The organism is Candidatus Poriferisodalis sp., assembly GCF_965214215.1.
Taxonomy (GTDB): Bacteria; Actinomycetota; Acidimicrobiia; order Acidimicrobiales; family Poriferisodalaceae; genus Poriferisodalis.
Genome location: NZ_CBDCBD010000002.1, coordinates 485277 through 506584 on the forward strand (window position 1 = coordinate 485277; position 21308 = coordinate 506584).

Genomic DNA, 21308 nt, shown 5'->3' on the forward strand with positions numbered 1-21308 from the left:
CCGACACGACAAATCAGGCCAACCGGCATGCCCAAAAGACGACTCGCGGCATTCTCATGAATAATCAGGGCTAGAGCTTTATCAAGATCATCGTGTATTCTTGGCCGCAAGCGATAGCAGCGCTGTCAAACAGCTCACGCCAGATGTAGGGCCAGAAAAACTTGGCCTAGGCTGGGTGATCGGATGGTCTCCGGACGGCAGGTTCATTGCGCACAGCAATCTGTACTTCGGGTCGGGAGCTTCGACGGAAACTCAATACATCCATGACGTCGCCGGCGGTGCCAATGCCAGCATCGACCTCAGCATCAACGCGACTCTGAGAGTGCACGGCTGGAACAGCGACGGTACCAGGTTGCTCTTTATGGAATATCCGCCGAGGCCAAACGATCAACATCCGCTCGCCCTCATCGGCGTAGATCCGCTAAATGGCGACGCTGAACGGCTCGTAGAGATATCTGCACAAGTCAAGGACAGCTTGGCAACGGCAATCGCTCCCGATGCGTCGCAATTGGCATTCATATTTGACGACCTACAGTTCGCCCTCATCGGAAATAGATGGACAGATTTGCGCTCCCATACAGAAATCCCACTCCATCTTCCCGCTGACGGATTTCCACTCTGTGATCTGAGCTGGACTGTGACTGGCATCCGCGGGAACTGCGCTGTGTACCATGACTTCTAGGTATCTGGAGACGGGTAGGCGCCACTCACCCTGGCCATTTTTCTTGACATTGGCAGCGCTGATGGCCTTGTTTCCGGCGGTAGGAGTCCAAGCCCTCGAGCGCTCCGCTGCGGATGCTACCTCTCAAAGTTCGAATTCGAGTGACGATGTCGCTGTATCCGTGGGCTCGGCTGAGATCATTCGGGGCATCGCTCCTGAGTGGCCGTTTCAGGGCTTCTTCGCTCCGGCTTTGGGGAGGTTCTGGGATACAGGCCGCGGAAGGGTGCACGATGTCAGTGAGGGCATCGAATTCGGAGCGTGTGATGAGATTTATGTGGACGTCGATGCAGAGTCAATCCGCATGGGCTATGCGTCCTATATCTACCCCGGCAACAAGCACTATGTGATTCCGTGGGGTGATGTCGCGTATCCGGTCCTTCATTCCGACATAGCGAGGACACGATCTTCGAATACGGAAGCTCAAGAGTCAAGCTTGAGGCGCACGAACATCCGTATGACAGCTGAGCGAATAGGTTCCACCACGCAAGAATCCTCTTGGTACAGCGACGAAACAGAGATTACCTATTCCCGGGTTGTCACGTTTCAACTTCACAACGCTCTTGAGAGCAGGTCATACTTGCCTCTCGCTTCACGGTGGTCACCACCCGTCGGCGGATTTGTCGAGATCGACTCAAAGGGCTTGGCTACTGACGATCTCGGCACGATGGACAAATTGGCCCAGGAATTCGGCGGGCGAGCGTCCATTCGGGGCGTCGGCACAACGGGCTCAGACGGCCGGTACTACGGCCTCTCGTTGAACCACGAGGGTCACCCGGCGTGCAGTGACATCGAACTGAGTTTTGTGGTGGATGGAATCACGGGCCAGGTCGTCGCCTGCTACGACTACGTGATGGAAGCGCAAACGTCGCTGGTATTCGTGGCATCCGAAGACAGTTTCGTGTCGGACGATTTTGCTTTGCCGAACGCGATGTGGCCTGTGGAGGCGGATAGCTGTGGCGTGCGACTTGACGGGGACCATCCCGATGAGTTCTTTCAACGGGCCGCAACACTCGGCCCGTCTGAGTTCGACGAGCGGGACGACGCCAAGTGATGAAGCGGTCGAGACTGCCTCTGGTCGGCCTGGTGCTCGTTCTGACAGCATGCGCGACCACGGCCGAACGCGTCGCCGAAGCAACCGAGCCCACCGTGAATGCCTCCACGACACCACGCTCCGAAGCGGCGACAACACTGTCCAGCCCGAGCAGTGAGACCATCAAGCCGGCCCGCGACACGTCCGTCCGGAGCGGCGACGAATACGTCGACCAGACGGGCGAGGAGGAGACGTACGCGCGCGATGAGCGAGCGGCCCAAGTCACCGAGGAACCCGCTCTCACTGTTGCACCTGAACTATCGCGAGAACCGTTGCCGACCATCGAAGCAGGCAGCAGAGTGACCTGGACGGATGACGAGACCTTGCCCGAGTGGCCCTTCGAAGGACTGGTGCAGCTCGCTTGGACGGATGTGCGGTGGGGAGAAGAAGGACGCTGGCATCTGCGGTTCTACCGGTGGACCGACTCGGGGGTCGGCCGGGGATGGACTGTTGGTGTGATTCCTTTGCCGGAGCTGTCCATCGCCTGTGTCGGCGATGTTGGGCTGGTATCTCACGGCCTCGACGGCATCGAGTTAGGCGGTCCTGCTGGATCGGTGAGCGCCTCGTTCTTGGTGCCTTGGGGCGGCGCACCTGAGCGACTCAAGGCGCCTTCGGACGCGCTGCTCGCAGAGATCCGGTCACGTCCCTCAAACGCCGACGCGGAAGTCACCGGCGACATCGTGAGCATCAGCCACGCTGACACCTCGGTTCGCTTCGTGTTGCGTAGGCCAACGCGTATCGAGGGGGACTGGTGGAACATTCAGGCGCGCCACGACGGCGATGTATTCGTTGTGACTGTTCACCCCGCCAATCATCCGTGCTTCTCGGGAGTGACGTGGCTGAGCGCAGCCGCGACCGGGGAGATGCTCGCTTGCGGCACCAACACGGCCGCGACCAAGTTCATCGTCCCCGACATCCAAGCGGCAGGACCACTGGTGCTGCCAGCGGCTGACGAATACCGGACTGTTCTCTCGTGCCCATACCCGCTCGGCCCCGGCTTCACGGTATGGGGCCAACCGCGGTGAACGGACGGCGCAACGCTGGCGTGCTCGCTAAGAGCGATCACGCGAGGCGAATGCGGTCGATGTGGTGGCTCGCCGCGGTGGCCTGCCTGGCGGCGTCGTTGCTGCCCCTGTCTGGCGCGGGCGCTGCTGAGGATTCTGCCGTCGCGGACGAGTCTGCTTCTAGCGCCGCGGAGACGTCGGCCGAGGCTGCCCCAGGGGACTCGGCGGGTGGCGTGGAGATCGCTCGGTACGCCGGTTCGGATGCCTATGAACTGTCGATCGAGATGGCGCAGGCACTGGTGGACGCCGGTTCTGGTTCTTCGGAATGGGCGGTGCTGGCGTCGGGTGAGTCGTGGACCGATGCCGCAGCGGCAGGTCCGCTTGCGGCGTCGCTGGATGCGCCAGTCGTCCTGGTGCCCCCAGGCGGATTGCAGGCGTCCACGGCGCCGCCTGATCTGGTGGAGTTCCTGCGATCGGCCGGAGTGCGTCGTGTGGTGATCGTGGGCAACTCCGATGTGCTGCCGAATCATGAGCCGTCGGTGCTGTTCGGCTTGGGGATGCTGCCAAGAAACATCGAACGGGTCCACGACGCAGACCCAGTCGGAGCTGCCATCGCCGTTGCCGAGCGGATCGGCACCCCTGAAGAATTCGGTGACTTGGGCCGCACCGTGATCATCACCAGCGACCGCAGCGTTGCCGACGCTGTGGCGGCCGGGCCGTTGGCGGCTGCTGGTCCGTTCCCGCTGCTGCTCAGCACGCCAGACGCCCTCGATCCACGCATCACCGCATACCTCACCGACCACGAAATCGAACATGTGGTGCTCGTCGGCGGCACCGCGGCCGTGAACGCAGCCGTGCAGAACGCGATCGAGACCACCGACGTCACCGTCACCCGCCTCAGCGGGGAGAACCGCCATCACACGGCCGCTCTGGCCATGGACCTGCTTGGCGAGGTTCCACGCTGCGCCGACGACGCAATCGACAGCGTCGGCCTCGCCCACGCCGAAGAACCGCACCTCGCGCTGACCGCTGGCCATCTGCTGGGACCGCAGTGCATCCCGCTGCTGTTCACCGACACCGATCGGCTCGCGCCGATCACCCAAAACCACCTGTACCTGTACCGGCACCGCACCGGCATCGAACCAAACTGGCATCGCATCGGCGACGGAGTCACCATTGACCCCTCAGCCATCGAACGCCCACCAGTGCGCATGGCAACAGTCGCTGACAACCCCGACGGCAACGGCCAGCACATCGTCGTCCTCGACGAACACCACCAAGCCCGCTACTACCTCACCGACGCCGGCTTCGACGGCATCACCCGACTTCGATGGGCTCCGGATCGCGAGACGGTCATCTTCACGGGCGTCCGAAACGGCACCCCGCTTCCCTACGGCGACTGGGAAGATGGCAAGTGGATTGACGGCGAGGGCGTGGACGGCGGTACCCGGAGTACGTACGAACTCGACTTTCACAGTGGCGCAGTTCGGCCCCAGCCACGCATCCAGTTCTGGTACGCACCCCTGATACAGGACGGTTGGGTTGACCCCACGCCCTCGCCGAGTCGCGAGTACATCGTGTTCCGCGCTCCCACCGAGGACTACGCCGGCCACTCGCTATTCGCGCTCCACGTGAAATCGGGCGAGGTGCGACAGCTCACGCACAACACCACGAACGACACACATCATGTCGTGAGCTCCGGTTGGCTGGCAGATGGCCGGCGCCTGATCTACGCGCACCTCGAATTCGCCCGGAACGAAGAACCCGTACCCCCCGACGGCCCCTCAAACACTCGTGCCTACGCCGGTCCAGACTCCAGTCAGTTCGGCAGCAGATGCGAGAACACTCCGCTACACCGTGCTCACATCGTCGATGTCGGAGATGGCCAGGCCCAGCCACTGCCGCACGGGAACCATCTCGTCGACAAGCCGATACTGCTCTCGCCGGATCGTCGATTTGTCGCCGTCAAGAGCTACGAGGACTACGAGTTTGCGCCTGAGCGAGACATCCACGGGTTCTTTCGCTGGCGATGCACCCATGACGGCCTAGGTACACCATCGATCTCGGTGTTCAACATCACCGGCTCCGAACCCCGTGCGGTCACCGACGACAGCGCTAGCGGCTTCGCTCCGATGTGGTCACCTGACAGCGACAGTCTCGTCTTTCGAGCATCGACTGAGGATTCTGACGGTCATTCGCTGTTCGCACTGGACGTCGCGGCCGGGGACGTGGCTCAGATCACCCACAATCAGTCGGACGAGCATCATCACGTCGCGCAAGTGTGGTTACTGAACGGGAGCAAGTTGCTCTACACCGTGCAGCGCATCGAGGAACTCGAGGGGCCGTGTCATCACGTCTCTCCAGCACAAGGGCGTCGGACAGGCGTTCCACACCTGGAAGCCCACGTTGTCAGCCTCGCCAATCGTTACTCGACGCAGCTCGCGTACGAGGGGTTCATCGTGGGTGACTACTACCGCGCAGGATTTGACGTGCCTCTAAATGGAACTCACGTCTCCTTTGAAACCCATTCGTTCTACGACTACTACAACGCTCAAGGCGGTTGTACGTATCGTGGGTGGAACGATCTGCGGTTCTACCTCTATGACGTCAGTACCGATGATCCGCAAGCTGCCAGAATCAACAGCAATTCCGCATCAGGCGGACTGTGGTCGCCAAATGGCCGTTACCTGCACTACACGAACTACGAATTCGTTCAGAACCCCAGCTACTCCACCTATGACAACCTCGGCGCATCCTTGCTGGACACCGCAAGCGGCGCCGTTTGGAACGTGCCATTGTCGCAGTCTTTCGGCCCCGAATCCACGGCACACGTCGTTGCCTGGACTGCTGACAGCTCACGACTTCTCTATCACGTCGAAATCGGGGCCCGCGGCAACCGAACTCATGGCATGACCATCGCCGACATTGCAAGCGACAAGGTCATCCCACTGGAATTGCGCCAGGTCTTCGAGTACGCCCCGAGGTACTTCGGCTTCTCGCCTGACAGCCAGCAGGTGATTCACAGCGACCGGGCTACGGCCGGCGTAGTGCTGCTCCATGACACTGGGGACGGCGCTCTGCTCGGGATCTACGACATCTACGCAGCTACCGAGCCGGGCAAACCGGTTTTGAACGACCCCGATGACTATGGCGACATATTGAAAGACTTCAGATTCTCCGCAGAGTGGACAACAGCCGGCATCTTCACAGCCGGTGAATACTACCTCTGGCCTTACTACGACTACTGACCCAATTCCGCAGCTCAACCCAGCAGGGCGGGGGCGAGACGGCGCCAGCCGTCGAATGCGGTTGCGGGATCGGGTGCCAGGACCTGCACGCAGACGTGGTCGGCGCCAGCGTCGAAGTGAGCGTCCACGCGGGCTTTGACATCGTCTTCGGTGCCCCAGGCCACGATGGCGTCGACGAGCTTGTCGGACGGGCCGCCGTCTGGGCCGCCGTCGACGTCGGCCTGGGTGAAGCCCAGCCGCAGCAGGTTGTTGGCGTAGTTCGGCAGGCCCAGGTAGATGGCCATGTTCTTGCGGGCAAGTGCCCGGGCCGAGTCGGCGTCGGTGTCCAGGATGGCCATCTGCTCGGGGTAGAGCGCTGCGTCGGGGCCCATGGTCTCCCGGGCGACTGCGGTGTGCTCGGGCGGCACGAAGTAGGGGTGTGCGCCGGCGGTCGCGGTGGCTGACAGCTCCAGCATCTTGGGGCCGAGCGCGGCCAGCACGATCTCGGGCAGCTCCTGGGGGCCGTGGGCCATGAAGCGGGCCTTGCCCATGCGCTCGAGGTACTCGCGCATGTAGCTGAGCGGTCGGGAGTAGTCGTGCTTGCGGATGTACTCCACCAAGTGGTGGTGGCTGACGCCGAGGCCCAACAGGAAGCGCCCGGGGTAGGCCTCGTCGATGGTGCGCAGCGTGTTGGCCATCGTCATGGGATCGCGGGCGTAGATGTTGGCGATGCCGGTCGCGATCTTGATGGTGCTGGTGCCTTCCAGCAGGCGGGCAGCCGCCACGAACGGGTCACGCCCGACGGCCTCGGGAACCCAGAATGCGCCGTAGCCGAGTTCCTCAGCCTCAGCGACGAATTCCACGCCTTGCGCGGACGGCAGTGCGTCGAGCACCCCCGTCCAGATGCCGATACGTCCCAGATCAATGCTTCCCATGCTCATGGGCCGTGACGCTACCCCCGCCGCTGAAGACGCGTCAGGGCAAATCTGTGCCTGAAGCGAGATGCCGGGTCAGTCGAGGCGGCGCAGGTCGCCCATGTAGCGGACGCGGCGGTCGAGGTAGTTCTGCACGCCAGGCAGGATGAGCGGGGCGGTGTCGACGCCCTCGCGGATCTTGGCGGGGGTGCCGACGGCGATGGTTCCCGGTGGAACCTTCATGCCTCCTGGCACCACGGCACCGGCACCCACCAGCGCCCGCTCGCCGACTTCGGCGTCGTGCAGCACGATCGCTCCGGTGCCGATGAGCGCCTCGTCGTGCACCACGCCGCCCTCGATGTGGGCCAGGTGGCCGATGGTGCAGCGCTCCCCCACCGTCGTCGACCATTCCGCGGTGACGTGCAGCACGGCGTTGTCTTGCACGGAGGTGCCGGCGCCTACGACGATGTCGTTGTCGTCGCCCCGCAGCACCGCGCCCGACCAGATCGACGCCTCGGCGCCGATCGTCACCCTGCCGATGATGATCGCCTCGGGCATCACGAAAGCGTCGGGATGGATGTCGGGCTTATAGTCGCCAAGCGCATAGATAGGCACGTCGTCACGCTAGTGGTCGGCCTCTGAATTCATGGAGCCGCTGCGCACAGCGGCCGGTACGGTGCGCACTCCATGACACAGCCTCCGGTGGCACCGCAGCGGCCCCACATCCGGCGCATTCACCGCACCGAGACCGCCGACCCGTGGCACTGGCTGCGCGACCGGGACGACCCCGCCGTGCGGGAGTATCTCGAGGCCGAGAACGCCTACACCGACGCAGTAACGGCGCACCTGGCCGAGCTGCGGCAAGCCATCTTCGGCGAGATCAAGTCGCGCACCAAGGAGACCCACCAATCGCTGCCGACGCCCAAGGACGACTGGGAGTACCGGGCTCGCACGGTCGAGGGACTGCAATACGTCATCCACGTGCGGCGTCCGCGTGGCGGCGCCGACGACGCCGAAACGGTATTGCTCGACGAGAACGAGCTGGCCGAAGGCCACGACTATTTCGCCGTCGGCGACCTGGCTGCCAGCCCCGACCACCGCTTGCTCGCCTACACCGTCGACACCGACGGCGACGAGAAGTACACGCTGACGGTCGTCGACATCGCGAGCGGCCGGGTGCTGGACGGCCCCGGCGTGCCCGCGCCCCGGTGCGGCCTCACCGAGCTCAGCTATGGGTTGGTCTGGGCGAACGACAACTCGACGCTGTTCGCCGTTCGCACCGACGAGGCCCAGCGCCCGAACCGGGTGATCCGCCATGTCGTCGGCACCGACCCCGACGACGACGTCGAGGTGTACCGCGAGGACGACGAACGGTACTGGGTGGGTGTCGGCGCCTCTCGCAGCGAGCGGTACATCGGGATCGGGTGTGAATCGAAGACCACCTCTGAGCACCGGCTGCTCGACGCCGACGATCCGACCTCAGCGCTGGTGCTAGTGCAGGAGCGCCGAGAAGGCATCGAATACGGCGTCGACCACCAGGGAGATCGCCTGCTCGTCGTGACCAACGACGGCGCGAAGGATTTCCGTCTCTTGGAAGCACCGCTGCCGAACGATTCGGAGGCCGAGCCCCCGCCGTGGCGAGAACTCATCGGTGACCGGCCAGGCATCCGACTCGACGGCGTGGACTGCTTCGCCGACTTCATCGTCGTTCACGAGCGCAAGGACGGCCTGGTGACGATGCGCGTTCACGACACCAGCACGGCCAGCGAGGAACTCCCGCTGGGCCCGGGCGTCGAAATCGAGATGCCCGAGCCTGTCTACGAGGCTGGAGGCGGCTCGAATGCCGAATACGAGACCACGCAGTACCGCTTCGGCTACACGTCGATGGTCACGCCGCCGTCCATCTTCGAGCTGGATCGTGGCAGCGGCGAGCAGGAACTGCTCGATCAACTCCCGGTGCTCGGCGACGTCGATCTGACGGCCTACCGAACTGAACGCATCAAGGCGACAGCTCCCGACGGCACGGCGGTGCCCGTCAGCGTGGTGTGGAAGCCGAGTGCCGTCAGTTGGCCGGCCCCGTGCCTGCTCTACGGATATGGGGCGTACGAGATCCCGATGCCGGCGTCGTTCTCCGCGGCACGTCTGTCGTTGCTCGACCGGGGGGTCCTCTTCGCCATTACCCATGTCCGAGGCGGCGGAGAGCTCGGCCGACCTTGGTACGAAGGCGGCAAGCTGGCCAACAAGTCGAACACGTTCGACGACTTCGCTGCGTGCGCCGCCCACCTCGTCGCAACCGACTGGGCCGACCCTGCGCGGATCGTCGCCCGTGGCGGCAGCGCCGGCGGATTGCTCATGGGCGCCATGGTGAACCGCCACCCGGAGCTGTTCTGCGGCATCGTCGCCGAGGTGCCGTTCGTGGATGTGCTGAACACGATGCTCGATCCCGACATCCCGCTGACAGTCACCGAATACGACGAGTGGGGCGACCCCAACGATCCGGACGCGTTCGACACGATCCGGTCGTACGCGCCCTACGAGAACGTGGAAGCCGTCGACCATCCGGCCTTGCTCGTGACCGCAGGGCTCAACGACCCGCGGGTGCAGTACTGGGAGCCAACGAAATGGGTCGCCAAGCTGCGAGCGACGACAACCTCGACCAAGCCGATCCTGCTGCGCACCGAGATGGGCGCCGGCCACGGCGGACCGTCGGGGCGCTACGACGCCTGGCGTGACGAGGCCTTCATTCTCGCCTTCATCTGCGACGTGCTCGACGTGGCGTAAGCCACGCGCAGGCAACACGGGCGGCGTACGCCACGCGCAGGCAAGACCGTCGGCGTGACCCGCTCAGAGCAGGGCCGTAACAGCGAGCACCGCCAGCCCGCCGTTGCGCAGCAGCGAGCCGGCGCCCACCGGCTTCGCAGACCAGCGGCCGAAGCAGGCGCACACCGGACGCTCGGCGACTGGATTCCGCAGGAATCGGGTCAGCACTGCGCTGAACGCCGCGAGCAGCGCAAGCGCCAGCCATGCGGGCCACGGTTCGGCAACGCCCGCGGCTGCGCAGGCTCCCAGCACAATCTCGATCGGGGCGACTAGCGACACTGACCAGCGGGGCGCACCCATTGCTCTCGCCGCACCCGGCCACGACGGATCGCGCAGCTTCAGCGCACCCGAGAGCAGGAACAGCATTCCCAGCGCAATGCGAGCGGCAGTGCCGATCACTCGATCACCGTGTCCGGCACATCGGCCCGCCCTCAGAACCTGAAGCCCGAGCCCGAGCGGCCCGTGAGCGACAGCCAACAAGAGCGTGAAGCGACTGCCACCACCTCACCAAGGTGCACCGATCCGCGGCCTCTCAGGCAAACGTGCCGTAGCCGCCCTTCCAGAACAGCAGGGGGTCCTTGGCATCGAGTACTTCGAGCTCGACCACCCGGCCGATCACGATGTCATGGTCACCGCCGTCATACACGGCCTCAACATTGCAGTCGATGTAGGCGATCGAGCCGTCGATGATCGGTGCACCAGTCGGACCAGGGTGCCACTCGACATCGGCGAACTTGTCGTCGGCCCGGCTGGCCATGACGCCGCAGGTGGCCATCTGGTCCTGGGCCATGATGTTCACGCAGAAGCTGCCAGCAGCCCGAATCTCCTCCCACGACGAAGAGTCCTTTGTGGGCAGGAAAGCCACGAGCGGCGGGTCCAGCGACACCGACGTGAACGAACCGATGGCCATGCCCACCGGCCGGCCTTCGTTCACGGCAGTCACCGCAGTGACACCCGTCGGGAAGTGTCCCAAGACATCCCGGAAGAGCCTGCTGTCGATGGTCGGCTGGTCGCTTGCGTCAGTCACGGCTGCAACCCTAGACACGGCGCTGGGGCAGTTTCCCCGCCTCGAGGCGCTTGCCGACCTCGGTCGGGCTGCGATGGCCGTATGTAGCCTCCGGCCATGACTTCGAGCGCTGGCGGCGACACCTCAAACGGCGAGGCGGCAAGCGCCCCGCACGACGGCTTGGTGGCCGTGGTGAAGCGGGACTGCCCGACGTGCGAGCTCGTCGAACCGGTGCTTGCAGACATCGAGGCCCGCAGCTCGCTCACCGTGTTCACACAGGACGATCCCGCCTTCCCCGAGGCGGTCGCCGCCAAGGTGCACGACGCCGACCTCGGATTCTCCTGGCATCACGACATCGAGACAGTCCCGACGCTCATGCGTTTTGCCGACGGCGATGAGGCCGGCCGCGTCTTGGGTTGGTCACGGCCCGAATGGGAAGCCTTCACCGGGCTGACCGCACTTGGCAACGACTTGCCCGAACATCGCCCCGGCTGCGGCTCGCTGTCGGTCGATCCAGCCCACGCCGACGCCTTGGAAGCTCGTTTCGGGAGTTCAGGGCTGAGTGCTTGCCGCGTCGAGTTCGGCAGCCAAGAAGACATCCACGAGGCGATGTTCGATCGGGGCTGGTCCGACGGCCTGCCGCTGGTGCCCCCGACGGCCGAGCGGGTAGCGGCGATGCTCGCCGGAACATCACGCGGCACCGACGAGGTGGTGGCCTGCGTCGCACCGGATCTCGCCGACTGCACCGTCGAAAAAGCAGCCGTCAACGCCGTGATGGCGGGCTGCCGGCCCGAGTATTTCCCCGTTGTGCTCGCAGCGCTAACCGCCGTCTGCAACGACACGTTCAACATGCACGGGATGCTGGCCACCACCATGCCGGTCGGACCGGTGTTCATCGTCAACGGCCCGATCGCCCGCCAGATCGGCATGAACAGCGGGATGAACGTGTTCGGCCAGGGCAACCGCGCCAACAGCACGATCGGGCGGGCCGTGCAGTTGATCGTGCGCAACGTCGGCGGCGGACGCCCCGGCGAGGTGGACCGGGCTGCCCTGGGCCAGCCGGGCAAGGTGGGTTTCTGCTTCGCCGAGATCGAAGGCGTGGACGAAGCTGCGACGGCGAATGGCGATGGAGGTGCCGCCACTGACTGGGATCCGCTGTGCACTGACTTTGGCTTCGAAGCCGGCACCAATACGGTGACGGCCTTCCCTGGCGAGGCGCCCCGCTCGGTGGTCGACCAGCTCTCTCGGGATCCCGAGTCGCTGGCCCGCACCATGGCCGCCGCGCTAAATGCGATCCATCACCCGAAGCTCGTGCTGGGCTTCGATGCGATCCTGGCGGTGGCCCCCGATCACTCCCGCGTCTTCGTCGAGAGCGGCTGGTCACGCCAGCAAACGGCCGAGCGCATCAACGAACTGACCACCCGACCGGGCGCCGAACTGGTGCGGGGTGCTGGCGGTATCGCCGAGGGCGTTCCCGAGTTCCTAGCTGAGGCCGACTTACCAAAATTCCGTGACGGCGGCTTGCACTTGGTGCACTGCGGCGGTGGCGCGGGCCTGTTCTCGGCGGTCATCGGCGGCTGGGTGAACGGCGAAGTAGGCGCTCAGCCGGTTTGCGTCGAGATCGATCCCTGGCGCTAGCACGGCCGCCCACCTCCGAAGCGCTCCGGCTTGGGATTCCCGCTCTTGTTCACTGCGCTCACAGGCCGCTCGGGCCTGGGGCGGCTACAGTCGGTCGGAACGTGCCCACCGGATCCAACCCAGGGGGAACCACATGAGCACTGTTGTCTTGGACCCCACGAACGAAGCAGCGCCTTCGCATCGCGAGCGTGTGGCCCGACCCGACAAGCTGGACGGCCTCACCGTCGGGCTGCTGGATATCAGCAAGCCCCGCGGCGACCGCTTCCTGAATCGGCTGGAGGAGCGGCTGACTGAGCGTGGACTGCGGGTCGAGCGCTTCTCAAAGCCCACGTTCACCAAGCCGGCGCCTGTCGACCTGCGCCACGAGATTGCCACCAAGTGTGACGTGGTGATCGAAGCGCTAGCCGATTGAGGCAGCTGCACGTCGTGCAGTGTGCACGACATCGCTGATCTGGAACGCCGCGGCATCCCGTCTGTCTTCGTGGCCACCGTCCAATTCGTTGACGGGGCCGAGGTGCAGGGCAAGGCGCTCGGTTTCGACCCCGCCGCTGTGTGGGTGGAGCATCCCATCCAAGACCGCACCGACGATGAGATGGTCTCCATCGCCGACAAAGCCTTCGACGAGCTGATTGAACAGCTCGTAGCTGCTTGAACTAGCCAAGCCGGAGCTGGTCGCCGTCTGCGGTGACCAAGCCTTCCGCAATCAATCCATCGATGAGCCGGTAAGCCCGGGCCTCATCGCGTCCGAGCCTCATCGCCTCGCCAGCTTGGGATCGCTCGATAGCACCGCCAGAGAGCGCAGCCAGCAGGCGGCCCCTCGCTTGGCGGTCACTGCCTTCGAATGGCGCTTGCCGCGCACTGACCCCAGCGCTGCGATCAGCCGGATCAGGTGCGTCCGACCGCGCCCAAGCGCACCACTGCTCGACAGGGCACCCGCGACATCTGGGTTCTCGCTTGGTGCAGATCCGTGCGCCGAGATCCATCATCGCCTGGTTCCATACCCAGCTCTCGCCCGCCGGCACCAGGTTGTCGGCGAGCTGTTGGGCTTCCGCCCCGCCGAGCCGGCGGCCCGTCCAACGGGCCAAGATGCGGCCCACGTTGGTATCAACCACACCGGCGTCGATGCCGAAGGCGAACGCCTGCACGGCCCGAGCGGTGTAGGGACCTACGCCAGGCAGCCTCAGCAGGCTGTCCAGATCGACGGGCAGCTCACCGCCATGATCGGAGGAGATGACCTTCGCCGCGTGCCACAGGTTGCGAGCGCGCCGGGGATAGCCCAAACCCTGCCAGGCAGCCAGAACGTCCGACAGCTCCGCTTGCGCGAGGTGCCCAGGCGTGGGCCAGCGCTCAGCAAACAACTCGAAGTAGGGCCGCACGCGATCAACCTGGGTCTGCTGCAGCATGACCTCCGAGACCAGTACGAGCCACGGATCGCGGGTGAACCGCCACGGCAAGTCCCGTCGCTCGGTCGCCCACCACTGGACCAGTCCCGTGTAGCGCTCGCCACGCTCATCTCGTTCAGCGCGGATCACGCCACGCTCATCCCAGCTCGGCGTGGAGCGGCGGCTCAGCCCTGCCCGACTGCTGCCTCGTCGCTGTAGGGGAAGCGTCGCTCAGGCGATGCATCCCGCTTCCAGATCATCACCTTGCGCCGGAAGTAGCAGACCTCTTCGGATCGTTGATTGAACGCCCGAGTCTCGACCGTCACCACACCCCGGTCGGGCCGTGAACTCGACTCCCGCTTGTCGAGCACCTTGGTGACGGCATAGATGGTGTCGCCGTGGAATGTCGGGCGCGAGTGCGTCAGTGTCTCGACCTCGAGGTTGGCAATCGCGGCGCCGCTGACGTCGGGCACGCTCATGCCCAGCACCAGCGAATACACCAGGTTGCCGACCACCACGTTTTTTCCGTGCACGGTCTCATGCTGGGCGAACCACTCGTTGGTGTGCAGCGGGTGGTGGTTCATGGTGATCATGCAAAAGAGGTGATCGTCGGCCTCGGTGATCGTCTTGCCCGGCCAGTGCCGGTACACGTCGCCGATCTCGAAATCCTCGAAGTAGCGCCCGAACGGGCGGTCATGGACGGTCACGGCAACCTCCGTGCAGTGGTTTGGAGCAGTGGTGCTGGTGGGTGGGTCGAGTCATCGTACGGCGCACGGCTCGCAGCTACCGGGCTGACGGGGTCGCTTGCGGGAGTCGGCTTTAGCCTGTGCGGCTGTGACGACGACGGGGACAATCGCTGGGACGACTGCGGCACCTGCCGAGCCGGATATGCAGGCGGCGGCTGACGCGCTGGCGGCGGGCACCGACGCCGTGAGCCGAGCCTGCGCGCACGCAGTCGGCAAGGGCGACGACCACCAGTGCTTCCTCTACGACCTGGCGCACACCGCTTCGGCACTGCGCATCTGCGAATCGTTGCTCGACTGGGGCGCGCTGGGCGACGCCGAGGCCCGCCTCGCGTGCGGCTTCATCGCCGACGCGCTCGGCGACTTCTACGCCCGGCTGTTCGCCCGCGAAGCCCAGTGGGGCCTTGAAGCGGGCGCACTCGACGGCGCCCGCGAATTCATGGCTGCCTACCGCGACCCTGCCTACGTCGCGACGCTCGCCGAGCTCGCACCGCCCAGCCACCTCGACGAAGATTTCGAACTCGTCGCCGAGACGTTCCGCCGCTTCGGCGAGGACAAGATCGCCCCCGCCGCCGAGCACATCCACCGCGGCGACACTGACATCCCCGAAGACCTCATTGCGGGTCTCGCCGAGCTGGGCTGTTTCGGCCTGTCGGTGCCCGAGGAGTACGGCGGCTTTGCCTCAGGCTCTGAGAGCGATTACCTGGGCATGGTCATCGCCACCGAGGAACTGTCACGGGCATCGCTGGGTGCGGGTGGCTCGCTCATCACCCGGCCCGAGATCCTCACCCGGGCGCTGGAGCGTGGCGGCACCGAGGCGCAAAAGAAGCACTGGTTCCCCCAGATCGCCACCGGCGAGACCATGGTTGCGGTCGCCGTCACCGAGCCCGATTACGGCAGCGACGTGGCCAACCTGGTCGTGTCGGCGACCCCTACCGAGGGCGGCTGGCTGATCTCGGGCACCAAGACGTGGTGCACGTTCGCCGGCCGGGCCGATGTGCTGATGCTGCTGGCCCGCACCGACCCCGACCGGCGCAAGGCGCACCGGGGACTCAGCCTGTTCATCGTGCCCAAGCCCCAGGCGGAGGGTCACGACTTCCAATTCACCGACGAGCGGGGCGGCACCATCGAGGGGCGGGCCATCGCCACCCTGGGCTACCGGGGCATGCACAGCTTCGAGATCGCCTTCGACGACTGGTTCGTGCCCGCAGAGAACCTCATCGGCGGCGACGACGGCATCGGGCAGGGCTTCTACCTGCAGATGGCCGGGTTCGAGAACGGCCGGTTGCAGACCGCGGCGCGGGCTGTGGGCGTCATGCAGGCGGCCTATGACGAGGCCCGCTCTTACGCGGACGAGCGCAAGGTGTTCGGCCGGCCGATCGCCGAGTACCAGCTCACGCAGGCGAAGCTGGGCCGCATGGCCGCGATCATCGCCGCGGCCCGCCAGTACAGCTACGAGGTAGCTCGCATGATGGCGCGAGGCAGCGGGGCGCTCGAGGCATCGATGATCAAGGCGTACGTCTGCAAGGCCGCCGAGTGGGTGACCCGCGAGGCCCAGCAGATCCACGGCGGATTCGGGTTCGCCGAGGAATACACGGTCAGTCGGCTGTTCGTCGACGCCCGGGTGCTGTCGATCTTCGAGGGCGCAGATGAGACGCTGTGCCTCAAGGTGATCGCGCGGCGGCTGCAGACCCAAAGCGCCTGAGAGGCTGCGCTGCGGATCAGTTCGCGAACACGGGATAGGTTCGGCGCGTGCACCCGATCGAGCACCTGCGCTATGTGGCGCGTGCGGGCGACCTGTCCCAGGACGTGCTTGTGCGCGAGACGGCCTCGGCGCTGGGCGCGCTGGCGTCTGATCCGCTGGAGCTGGTCACGGTGTGCCGTCGGATTCTCGACAAGTACCCGGTCGCCGGGGCGCTGTGGTCGATGGCGGCCCGGGTGTGCACGTCTGCGCAGCCCTATCGGGCGGCACGCGAGTTCTCCTCCGAGCTGCGTGCCGACGCCACCGCAGATCACGCTGCCGATGCTCTGCCTGCCGATGCGACGGTCTGCCTGCTGGGCTGGCCCGACCTTGCCGCCGAAGGGCTGGGGCGACGATCGGACGTGCGCGTGCGCGTCATCGACGCCTACGGCGAGGGTGCCGGCCTGGCGCGACGGCTCGCCGGCAACGGCTGCGACGTGACCGACGTGCCGCTCGCCGGCCTAGCGGCCGCGTGCTCGAACGCAGACGTCATCTTGGTGGAGGCCGCCGTCGCTGGGCCCGAAGCGGTGATCGCTGCGGGCGGCTCCCACGCTGCCGCCGCTGTCGGATATGTGTCGGGGGTCGACGTCTGGTGCATTGCCGGGCAGGGTCGCGCACTGCCCCGGCAGTTCTTCGAGGCCGCAGCGAGCACCGTCGCAAATGAGCCGTGGGAATGCGACGAGGAGGTGGTGCCGCTCGGCCTGTTCAGCCACGTCGTCGGCCCAAACGGCATCGAGCCCGCCGCCGGCTGGCAGCGCGCCGACTGTCCCCTCGCCGCCGAATTGCTTCGCCCTGCAATCTGAAACCCGGTGGACCGTGGCCGAGCCGACCGGGAGCGCTAGTTTGCCTGCCGTGCTTGACGCGCCGTCTACCGACATCAAGCTCGAGACCCTCTCTGGCCACACCCACACGCTGGGCGAATGGCTGGTGGTGTTCAACCTCATGGGCGTCGTCATCGACCCTTACACCCACCAGAGCGGCTGGATACTGCCCACGGCGTCACGGCTGTTCGTGGTCTACGAGGAGGCCGACGTGCGCTGCGCCTTCGTGGTGTGCAGCGATGCGGAAGGCGCTCGCAGCTTCCTCGGCCGCTTCGCCGACGAACACTTCGTGCTGCTCGACCCCGAGCGCGAGTTCGTGCGCTCGCTCGGCCTCGAGCAGCTGCCGGCCCTCGTACACCTCGCCCAGGACGCCAGCGTGCTCGGCTCAGCCCAGGGCTGGAATGCAGCCGAATGGTCCGACGTCATCGACGGCGTCGAAGACGCCATGGACTGGCGGGCACGGCCGGTGCTGCCCACCGCCGAAGACCCGGGCAACTTCGAAGGCACTCCCGCCCTGGGATAACCCTGCCGGCTCGGCGACCTCAGCGGGAGCCGAGGCGGGCGCGCAGCCGAACGGGCGACGGCGGTCCGCCGCTGATCGGCAGTTCCTCGCGGATGCGTTTGCTGTGGTACATCGCTCGGTCAGCGCGGGCGATGAGATGCTCGGCATCGCGCGTGGTGGCATCAGAGGCTGCAGTCCCGATGCTGACGCTCGCATACACCGCTACCAAGCCGTGCTGATCCGCACCGACCTGAGCGCCGTCAAGCAGGATCGCCGGCGACACGGCTTCGCGCAGCCTGAGCGCGATGCGGTCCATGTCCGCGCGCGTGCGCACTCCATCGCAGATCACGAGGAATTCGTCACCGCCGAGACGTGTGACGACATCGGACGGTCGCAGCGCATTGCGCAGGCGCGCCGCTACATGCTGCAGCACCTGATCGCCGACGGCATGACCGTGATGGTCGTTGACGTCCTTGAGCCCGTCGACATCGCAAAACGCGACGCCGACGACGTAGTCGCCCCGCCGGGGGCGGCGCAGCAGCCCGTCGAGATGCCGCAATGCGTTCTTGCGGCTGACGGCTCCGGTCAGCGGGTCGATCTTGGTGGTGCGCCCACTCTTGGCGCCCCACAGCGCACCGAGCGCGAAGCACATGATTCCAGCAGCGACGAGTGCAGCGACGATCACGTACATCGTCTATCCCCTGGGTTCTTCCACGCCCGCTCATAGGGCGATTCATCCGACAGAACAGACCGTTGTACCGCGCACCTCAGCGTGCTGTCCAGCCCCCGTCCACCATCAGCGAGCTGCCGGTCACGTAACTGCTGGCCTCGCTGGCCAGGAACAGCAGCGCCCCGTCCAGCTCGTGGGTGTGCCCGGGCCGCCGCATCGGGGCGTTTCGGCTGATCCACGCCATCGAGCGATCGTCGTCGAACATCGGCGCGGTCAGCTCGGTCTCGAAGTAGCCGGGACACAGGGCGTTCACCCGCACGCCCCGGGTCGCCCACTGCACGGCCAGGTCACGGGTCAGGTTCACCAGGCCGGCCTTCGAAGCCGCATAAGCGGGCTGCAGATTCGGCGCCGAGGCCACGTGCCCGTGCACCGACGCCACGTTGATGATGCTGCCTGCGGCTTCTCTGGCGATGATGTCGGCGGCCACGAGGCCCGCCAGCAAGAAGCACGCGTTCAGGTTGATGTCGACCACGTGCCGGAAGCTCTCCACGTCGGCCTGCTCGCCGGGGTTGATGGCGTCGCTCACGCCGGCGTTGTTGACCAGCACGTCAACCTTGCCGTAGTGGTCGATGGTTCGGGCGACAAGGTCGCGGCAGGCATCGTCGTCGCCGACATCGCAAGCGATCGCCAGCGCGTCGGGCAGTCGCGACGCCAGTGATTCGAGCCGATCCGCCCGCCGTGCGGCAACGACCACTTGAGCCCCCGCCGCGGCGAATACCTCGGCGAACCGAACGCCGAATCCGCTCGATGCACCTGTCACCAGGCACACCTGCCCCTCGAGCCGGAACGGTGCCACCAAGTCGATCTGCCCGTTCGCTGCGGTTTCGTTCATCGGCGTTCCTCTTCTGGCACTGGGGTGGGACTCCAGCGCCTGAGCGTACGGCTCTGAGATGTGCGAATGGGAAGTGCGCACCCAATGCCGGCCCGTCCACGCAGCGGCCAAGTGACCTAGCGTGTGGGCCATGAAGATCCGGATCGGCTTCGGGCTGGGCACGCGCAGCTTCACCAACGACCACGCCACCTTCGACCCGTTCGTGGACGCGCTCGAGGACAACGGCTTCGACTCGTTGTGGCTGAGCGAGCGGCTCGGCGGCGAATGCCCCGACCCGATCGTGGGCTTGGCCTACGCCGCGGGTCGCACCAAGCGCATGAAGTTCGGCATGTCCGTGCTGGTGCTGCCCGGCCGCAACCTCGCGGTGCTGGCCAAGGAACTCGCCAGCCTCGACCGCCTCTCCGACGGCAGGCTGCTGCCTGCCTTCGGGCTGGGCGTCGCCGATGTGCATGAGCAGGCCGCGTTCGGCGTCGAGCGGCGCCAGCGGGCGAAGATGTTCAACGAGGCTCTGCCGCTGCTGAAGCGCTTCTGGGAGGACGAGCCGGTCACCCATCACGGCGACTGGTACGACTACGACGAGGTGTCGCTGCTGCCGAAGCCGGCCCAAAAGCCCATGGACATCTGGCTGGGCGGGGCCGCCGAAGTGGAGCTGCGCCGATGCGGCCGTTTCGGCGACGGCTGGCTGCCGTCGTTCTGCACGCCCGACATCGCAGCGGCCGGCTGGAAGATCGTGAACGAAGCCGCCGACGAGCACGAGCGCTGGATCGATCCGGAGCACTTCGGCGTTCTCGTCCCCTACACCCACGGCGAGATGACCGCCGGCTACAAGGCAATCCTCGAACGTCGTGCGCCCGGCATCGATCCGAGCGAGATCATCCCGACCGGCTGGGACGGTTTGCGCGACCAGCTCCAGCGATTCATCGAGGTGGGCGCGTCCAAGTTTGTGCCAATTCTGGTCGGCGAACCCGAGGACTGGTTCGCCGAGCTCGAAGGCGTCGCCGACGCCGTCCTCCCGCTGCAGAACTAACCCTGCAGAAGCGCTCGGCGTCAGCCAGCGTTATCGGGCGACGCGTTTTCGACCGCTGCTGCGGGACTCAACAGTGCCTCGAGCATCTCGGAGACGGAGGCACTCCGGGCGTTCTTGAAAGCCTCCAGGCGCTCATACACCTCGCTCGCGGCACGGTGGAAGCCGTCTGGCAGACCCGCCGCAGCGAACGTGTCTGCTATCTCGTCCATTTCGCCGACCCAGCGCCACGCCTTGGGGGCAACGGCGATGGAGGTGTACGCCAACCGCTGCGACAGGCTGCTCTGCGACAAAGCCCACTCGGCGGTCAGCTCGTCGGACACGCCCTCGGCCGCCGCCAGGGCCGCCACCGCCATCAAGAGGGCACTCGTCCCCTTGGTCCACGACGCGTAAGCCATCTTCAGCGCCGAGGCAGCACCTGGTTCGCCTCCGGCCAGCACTCGGGCGTCCAGCGCGGAGCCTTCGAATCGTGCGGCGACCCGGTTGGCCGACGGACCGGACAGGTAGAGCCGGGTCGTTCCAGGCTCACGTGCCGGCGGCCCGATCAGGCTGCCGTCGACGAAGTCGTCGAAGCGTTCGGCAATGCGGCGGGCAGTTGCCGGCGAGACGGCGTTGGCATCGACGTAGCAGCCCTCAAAGCCTGCACCAGCCACCGAGCGGGCTAGCGCCTCGGCCCCATGCGGCGGGCAGACCGAGATCACCATGTCCGCTGCGGCGCCCAATGACGTGAGGTCGCCGGCATCGGTGAGCTCAGCATCTTCCGCCCGCCGCCGGGTTTTGACCGAGCGGCCTTCGCCAGCCCACAGCACGGTACCGGAACACGCGGCCGCCACGGTCGAGCCCATGTCGCCGGGGTGCAGCACCCCCGTCACGGCAGTGCCCTGTATCCCGCCCGCCGCCTCGCTCACGCTGCCAGTCCTAGCAGCCTCGCTGCCGAAATTGCGAGCACGCCGACCGCGCCTGCGGGCGTATGATTGCGGCAGAACGAATATCGCCCATTTTGGGTCGCCTCGTTCAGGAGGGCCGGTCCGCTGTGTCGTCGTTGGCAGAGCCAGCGGACCAGACCCTCCGGCACTCTAGGAACCGTGCGGTGTCAGTTCCCTACGGTTTTCT

General features: G+C 65.9%; 20 protein-coding genes. 11 read left to right on the forward strand and 9 right to left on the reverse strand.

The window, feature by feature from the left end:
• Positions 1–100 precede the first annotated feature (100 nt).
• The 4 genes from ACOOF5_RS02405 (at position 101) to ACOOF5_RS02420 (ending at position 6063) form a co-directional block, all read left to right on the forward strand.
• Positions 101–682, forward strand: a complete 582-nt coding sequence (locus tag ACOOF5_RS02405) for a hypothetical protein (RefSeq protein ID WP_420436227.1) — start codon at positions 101–103, stop codon at positions 680–682.
• Between the two features lie 679 nt (positions 683–1361).
• Positions 1362–1772, forward strand: a complete 411-nt coding sequence (locus ACOOF5_RS02410) for a hypothetical protein (protein WP_420436229.1) — start codon at positions 1362–1364, stop codon at positions 1770–1772.
• 32 nt (positions 1773–1804) lie between these two features.
• Positions 1805–2836, forward strand: a complete 1032-nt coding sequence (locus ACOOF5_RS02415) for a hypothetical protein (RefSeq protein ID WP_420436231.1) — start codon at positions 1805–1807, stop codon at positions 2834–2836.
• 59 nt (positions 2837–2895) lie between these two features.
• Positions 2896–6063: a cell wall-binding repeat-containing protein gene (locus tag ACOOF5_RS02420; RefSeq protein WP_420436233.1), complete on the forward strand. Its 3168-nt coding sequence runs from the start codon at positions 2896–2898 to the stop codon at positions 6061–6063.
• A 14-nt stretch (positions 6064–6077) separates the two neighbouring features.
• Here ACOOF5_RS02420 and ACOOF5_RS02425 read toward each other — a convergent pair whose 3' ends face one another.
• Together ACOOF5_RS02425 and ACOOF5_RS02430 are read right to left on the reverse strand one after the other, a co-directional pair.
• Positions 6078–6983, reverse strand: a complete 906-nt coding sequence (locus ACOOF5_RS02425; RefSeq protein ID WP_420436235.1) for an LLM class F420-dependent oxidoreductase — start codon at positions 6981–6983, stop codon at positions 6078–6080.
• A 69-nt stretch (positions 6984–7052) separates the two neighbouring features.
• Positions 7053–7571: a gamma carbonic anhydrase family protein gene (locus ACOOF5_RS02430; RefSeq protein WP_420436237.1), complete on the reverse strand. Its 519-nt coding sequence runs from the start codon at positions 7569–7571 to the stop codon at positions 7053–7055.
• 72 nt (positions 7572–7643) lie between these two features.
• Between ACOOF5_RS02430 and ACOOF5_RS02435 the strand changes: the two genes are divergently transcribed.
• Positions 7644–9737, forward strand: coding sequence for a S9 family peptidase (locus tag ACOOF5_RS02435; RefSeq protein WP_420436239.1), 2094 nt, complete (start codon positions 7644–7646; stop codon positions 9735–9737).
• A gap of 63 nt (positions 9738–9800) precedes the next feature.
• Here ACOOF5_RS02435 and ACOOF5_RS02440 read toward each other — a convergent pair whose 3' ends face one another.
• Positions 9801–10175 carry a MauE/DoxX family redox-associated membrane protein gene (locus ACOOF5_RS02440; protein ID WP_420436241.1) on the reverse strand — a complete coding sequence of 125 codons (375 nt, stop codon included), beginning with the start codon at positions 10173–10175 and terminating at the stop codon, positions 9801–9803.
• A 133-nt stretch (positions 10176–10308) separates the two neighbouring features.
• Positions 10309–10803 carry a flavin reductase family protein gene (locus ACOOF5_RS02445; protein WP_420436243.1) on the reverse strand — a complete coding sequence of 165 codons (495 nt, stop codon included), beginning with the start codon at positions 10801–10803 and terminating at the stop codon, positions 10309–10311.
• Between the two features lie 96 nt (positions 10804–10899).
• Here ACOOF5_RS02445 and ACOOF5_RS02450 point away from each other — a divergent pair, with 96 nt between their 5' ends.
• Positions 10900–12420, forward strand: a complete 1521-nt coding sequence (locus ACOOF5_RS02450; protein ID WP_420436245.1) for a thioredoxin family protein — start codon at positions 10900–10902, stop codon at positions 12418–12420.
• Positions 12421–12553: 133 nt separating this feature from the next.
• Positions 12554–13072: a UGSC family (seleno)protein gene (locus ACOOF5_RS02455; RefSeq protein WP_420436247.1), complete on the forward strand. Its 519-nt coding sequence runs from the start codon at positions 12554–12556 to the stop codon at positions 13070–13072.
• Between the two features lies 1 nt (position 13073).
• On the opposite strand, the gene ACOOF5_RS02460 is transcribed toward ACOOF5_RS02455, so the two are convergent.
• Both ACOOF5_RS02460 and ACOOF5_RS02465 read right to left on the reverse strand, forming a co-directional pair.
• On the reverse strand, positions 13074–13952 hold the full coding sequence (locus ACOOF5_RS02460) for an A/G-specific adenine glycosylase (protein WP_420436249.1): 879 nt from the start codon (positions 13950–13952) through the stop codon (positions 13074–13076).
• Between the two features lie 35 nt (positions 13953–13987).
• Entirely contained in the window at positions 13988–14509 is a 522-nt protein-coding gene (locus tag ACOOF5_RS02465; protein WP_420436251.1) for a MaoC family dehydratase, read from the reverse strand.
• A gap of 127 nt (positions 14510–14636) precedes the next feature.
• On the opposite strand from ACOOF5_RS02465, the gene ACOOF5_RS02470 reads away from it, so the two are divergent.
• The 3 genes from ACOOF5_RS02470 to ACOOF5_RS02480 are packed head-to-tail and all read left to right on the forward strand — an operon-like array spanning position 14637 to position 17630.
• Entirely contained in the window at positions 14637–16250 is a 1614-nt protein-coding gene (locus ACOOF5_RS02470) for an acyl-CoA dehydrogenase family protein (protein ID WP_420436253.1), read from the forward strand.
• 47 nt (positions 16251–16297) lie between these two features.
• On the forward strand, positions 16298–17089 hold the full coding sequence (locus ACOOF5_RS02475; RefSeq protein ID WP_420436255.1) for a hypothetical protein: 792 nt from the start codon (positions 16298–16300) through the stop codon (positions 17087–17089).
• 49 nt (positions 17090–17138) lie between these two features.
• Positions 17139–17630, forward strand: coding sequence for a hypothetical protein (locus ACOOF5_RS02480; protein WP_420436257.1), 492 nt, complete (start codon positions 17139–17141; stop codon positions 17628–17630).
• 19 nt (positions 17631–17649) lie between these two features.
• On the opposite strand, the gene ACOOF5_RS02485 is transcribed toward ACOOF5_RS02480, so the two are convergent.
• Complete coding sequence (locus ACOOF5_RS02485; RefSeq protein ID WP_420436259.1) at positions 17650–18300, reverse strand: GGDEF domain-containing protein; 651 nt, start codon at positions 18298–18300, stop codon at positions 17650–17652.
• Between the two features lie 76 nt (positions 18301–18376).
• The gene (locus tag ACOOF5_RS02490; RefSeq protein ID WP_420436261.1) at positions 18377–19171 is read right to left on the reverse strand and encodes an SDR family NAD(P)-dependent oxidoreductase; all 795 of its coding nucleotides are present in this window, start codon (positions 19169–19171) and stop codon (positions 18377–18379) included.
• Positions 19172–19301: 130 nt separating this feature from the next.
• Here ACOOF5_RS02490 and ACOOF5_RS02495 point away from each other — a divergent pair, with 130 nt between their 5' ends.
• Positions 19302–20198, forward strand: a complete 897-nt coding sequence (locus ACOOF5_RS02495; protein ID WP_420436263.1) for an LLM class flavin-dependent oxidoreductase — start codon at positions 19302–19304, stop codon at positions 20196–20198.
• Between the two features lie 20 nt (positions 20199–20218).
• Here the strand turns inward: ACOOF5_RS02495 and ACOOF5_RS02500 are convergent, their stop codons facing one another.
• The gene (locus ACOOF5_RS02500; protein ID WP_420436265.1) at positions 20219–21103 is read right to left on the reverse strand and encodes a DUF1932 domain-containing protein; all 885 of its coding nucleotides are present in this window, start codon (positions 21101–21103) and stop codon (positions 20219–20221) included.
• Positions 21104–21308 lie beyond the last annotated feature (205 nt).